General features: G+C 59.2%; 3 protein-coding genes. All 3 read right to left on the bottom strand.

Annotation, left to right across the window (positions count from 1 at the left end):
- Positions 1-105 precede the first annotated feature (105 nt).
- The 3 genes from AAGW05_RS18370 to AAGW05_RS18360 are packed head-to-tail and all read right to left on the bottom strand — an operon-like array spanning position 106 to position 3,223.
- On the bottom strand, positions 106-1,095 hold the full coding sequence (locus tag AAGW05_RS18370; RefSeq protein ID WP_411806003.1) for a tyrosine-type recombinase/integrase: 990 nt from the start codon (positions 1,093-1,095) through the stop codon (positions 106-108).
- Positions 1,092-2,024 carry a tyrosine-type recombinase/integrase gene (locus AAGW05_RS18365; RefSeq protein ID WP_411806002.1) on the bottom strand — a complete coding sequence of 311 codons (933 nt, stop codon included), beginning with the start codon at positions 2,022-2,024 and terminating at the stop codon, positions 1,092-1,094. The genes AAGW05_RS18370 and AAGW05_RS18365 overlap by 4 nt, the downstream gene beginning before the upstream one ends.
- On the bottom strand, positions 2,021-3,223 hold the full coding sequence (locus AAGW05_RS18360) for a tyrosine-type recombinase/integrase (RefSeq protein ID WP_411806001.1): 1,203 nt from the start codon (positions 3,221-3,223) through the stop codon (positions 2,021-2,023). The genes AAGW05_RS18365 and AAGW05_RS18360 overlap by 4 nt, the downstream gene beginning before the upstream one ends.
- Positions 3,224-3,395: the final 172 nt, after the last annotated feature.

Genomic DNA, 3,395 nt, shown 5'->3' with positions numbered 1-3,395 from the left:
CTATGCCGAGCCGGCAACTATGCCGAGGTGTCGCGAACATGGGCGTCCGATAGGGCCTTGGCATTGGGCACCCGGAAAGAATTGCCTGTTCCCGTATCGGCATAGTTACAGGCTCTCGAGGAACGCCAGCGTCTTGTCTGTTGGCCGGTAACGTCCTGGTGTTGCTGCTGTCGGTGTGACCAGAGCGAGTGCTTTTTCCTTGATAGTGAGGTCCGCATGGATGTAGGCGTCAGTGGAGCGAACGCCGGCGTGGCCAAGCCATAATGCGATCACTGAGGTGTCAACCCCGGCTTGGAGTAAATTCATGGCACAGGTATGCCTGAATACGTGGGGATGAATTGTCTTTCCTGCCATTGACGGGCATTTCTGGGCGGCAGTTTTGGCGTGGGTGGTGGCGCGCAGTTCGACGGCATCGCGGCTGAGTCGGCGTCCGGTGCGGGTGGGGAAGAGCGGTTCTTGGGGTTGGCCGGCTCGTTCTTTCAGCCAGGCCCTCAGCATTGCCTCGACGATGTTGTTGAGTGGAACCGCGCGTTGCTTACGTCCCTTGCCTTCACACCGTACGTTGGCGCCAGGGCCCAGGCTGATATCACTGCAGTTCAGTCCGGTGATCTCGGAAACACGCAACCCGGTTTGAATAGCCAGAAGCATCAGAACCTTGTCCCGGCGACCTTCCCAAGTTGACTGATCTGGGGCGTCGATCATCGCGTCAACTTCCGGTGCGGTGAGGAAAGTGACGATGCGTTTTTCGAACCGTTTGGGTGGGATCGCAAGTACTCGCTGGATCAGGAGCGCATGTTCGGGATGGCGCAGTGATGCGTAGGAATAGAGGGAACGGATCGCGGTGAGGCGGACATTGCGCGTTCTGACGCTATTGTGCCGTTGGTTCTCCAAATAGCTCAGGAATCGGGAGATCATGGTCGAGTCCAGATCGTCCCATTCAAGTTGAGCTGGCAATTTTTTGGTCTGTTCGTGCGCGAACTCCAACAGAAGCTTCAGGGCGTCCCTGTAGGCGGTGATGGTGCGGGGACTGGCCTGGCGCTGTTGGATCAGGCGGTCGGTGAAAAACAGTTGCAGGGTCGGGGCTATGAGGGTCATGAGTGTGCCTTGATCCAGTGCGCGTCTTGGCGTGCGGCCGCCAAGGCCAGTAGTTCCGGCGCGGCGGAAAGATACCAGTAGGTGGAAGCCGGTTCGCGGTGGCCAAGATACGTTGACAGTGCCGGAATCTTAGCCTGCACGTCCTCGTCACTGTGGTACCAGCTGAGAAGGGTTTCAATGGCGAACCGGTGTCTGAGGTCGTGAATTCTCGGGGCGGATGGTGCATCTGCCCCAATGCCGGCAGCGGTCACCAGATGCCGGAACGTGTGCGACACGACCTGGTAGCAGAGGCGTTTGCGGGTCAGCGAAACGAAGAAGCTGGCATCGAGTGGCGAGGGTTGCAGCTCATCGCGCACGACGGCGTAGCTTATCAAGGCCTCCATGGTGCTCTCCTGAAGAGGCACCAGCCGGGACTTTCCGAACTTGGACTCCCGGATCAATAGCAGCTTCTCTTTCGAGTCCACGTCCGAGCGATCGAGTTTGATGGCTTCGCCAATGCGCAACCCCGTTGCCGCCAACAAACCGATCAGGGTCTCATACGTTTCCGCCCTCAAGGGTTGGGCGATTGAGTGACGGGCTTGGCTCATCAACGCTTCGATATCGTCGGCGGAGTAAATGAAGGGCAGACGCCATCGCTGTCGGTGAGGCATGAGTCCCAAGGGCGGGACTTCGGTTTCGGGATAGATCCCTGCCAGATAGCGGGCGAATCCGCGTGCCGCGGTCATTCGCCTCGGGCCCACGCTCGAAGGTGCAACCGTTGACGATTGCTGCGACCATTCCAACGCCGCCTTCGTGGTGATCGTCGCGCATCCCCGGGTATCAAGGAACAGGACAAAGCCTGGCAACAGCCTGTGGCTATCCGCGAGTTCGTGCCCGAGTGAATGGCGTAGCTGCAGATAGTTCACTAGGTCCTTTTCCAGCTCGCTCATCGTACTGTCCCCGGCCAGGGCTGGGCCACTTTGCGCAGCGAGTCTAAATCGACCTTGGCATAAAGAGCGGTCGTAGCCAGGTCTTGGTGACGAAGAACCTGGCCGATGGCGGTCAGGCCGGCACCATGTTTGAGCATCTCGCCAGCTAAGGCATGCCTGAGTCGGTGCGGGCCAAACTTTGGCAGGCCTGCGCGTTTGCAGGCACGCTCAATGACATCTCCCACCAAGTCGGCACGAATTGGTCCGCGAGGGGCACGGCAGGTCAAGAAAACATTTGTGGCATTGGCCGGCTGCCGACCGCAAGACAGATATGCCACCAACGCTTCACCAACTTCGGCAGGCAGCGGCATCCGGTCCTGGCGCCGTGCCTTGCCACGAACCACGAGCTCGCCTGCTCGCCAATCCACGTCACACAGCTCCAACCGGGCGACCTCGATTGATCGCAACCCCAGACGGGCGACCAGCAGCGAAATCGCGAAATCCCGGGCACCTAGCAGCGTGCCGCGGTCAAAACTGTCAAGCAACAGCTGCACGTCGGTAACTGAGACAGATGCGGGTGGCAGTGTCGCTAACCGCCACCCGCCCACTGGGGGCACGGCCGATCCCAACCGCAACTCGGTGATTCCCTGCAGATACAAAAAACGCAATACCGCCCGCAGTTCAGCCACACGGCCCTTCGCTGAGCCGGCCGACACCCTGTTGCATTCCCGTAGCAAGAACTCATTGATGTCTACCCCCGTCAAGGCAGACGGCACGAAAACTCCCTTGCGCTGACACTGTTCATCCAAGAATCGTCGCGCCGCGTTCTCATAACGAAGCACCGTCGTTGGAGCCAGGCCACGATCCTGGAGCATCCAGGAACGATATTCATCCATCAGCTTGCCCAGTGCCGTCGCCACCGGTGCAGCCTCGGGGACAACACCGGAGCACCGCAAAAATTCCAACAGAGGCACCAAAGCCCGGGGGCCAGGGACTCCCCGGTTTCCCGCCCCTTTTCGCGCAGACAAGTAAGTACCAAGGACCTGCTCGTTCAACTCTGCGACCATGATTCCTTCAGCACGAAGCCATCGGCCAATTCGCCCAATTTCCTTGAGCATGTTCCGGATCGTGCCCGGCGTATAACCACGCTCCACCAACCATGCTCGATACCCAATAACATGGGCACCCAGCTGACCATCATTTCTCTTCGGACCAGACATGAGACTTCGCCTCCTTCAGGGAAGCATCGTTGCTTCCATATCCAGCGTCCTCCCACAGCAACTATGCCGATACGGGAACAACCAATTCTTCTCCGGAGCCCAATGCCAAGGCCCTATCGGACGCCCATGTTCGCGACACCTCGGCATAGTTGCCGGCTCGGCATAGGTCAAT

This window comes from Arthrobacter sp. LAPM80 (assembly GCF_046736435.1).
Lineage (GTDB): Bacteria > Actinomycetota > Actinomycetes > Actinomycetales > Micrococcaceae > Specibacter.
Note: the sequence above shows the minus strand (reverse complement) of the source record. Positions and strands in the feature narration are given on the sequence as shown.